This is a genomic window from Paenibacillus xylanexedens (assembly GCF_007680605.1).
GTDB lineage: Bacteria > Bacillota > Bacilli > Paenibacillales > Paenibacillaceae > Paenibacillus > Paenibacillus xylanexedens_B.
In genome coordinates, this window is record NZ_VEIO01000081.1 from 1 (window position 1) to 287 (window position 287).

General features: G+C 56.4%; 1 protein-coding gene. It reads left to right on the top strand.

Annotated features, from left to right (window positions below):
- A partial coding sequence (locus tag FS818_RS28475; protein ID WP_145336768.1) for a phosphopantetheine-binding protein occupies window positions 1-287 on the top strand: 287 nt, incomplete at both ends.

A 287-nucleotide genomic window follows, 5' to 3' on the forward strand; every position in this document is an offset into this window, starting at 1 on the left:
CGGAGTCTGCCTGAGTACATGGTGCCGTCGTATCTGGTGGAAGTGGAGCAAATTCCACTGACGGCGAACGGGAAGGTAGACCGAAAGGCGCTACCGGAGCCGCAAGGGCTATTGCAGACAACCAGCGAATACGTTGCCCCACGAAGCGAGACTGAAGCGAAGCTAGCGGAGATTTGGCAGGATGTGTTAGGTCTTTCGCATCCAGTAAGCATCCGGGAGGACTTCTTCGAGCTGGGGGGCCATTCACTCAAAGCAACGCAACTGATGGCCCGCATCCAGAAGCAGTT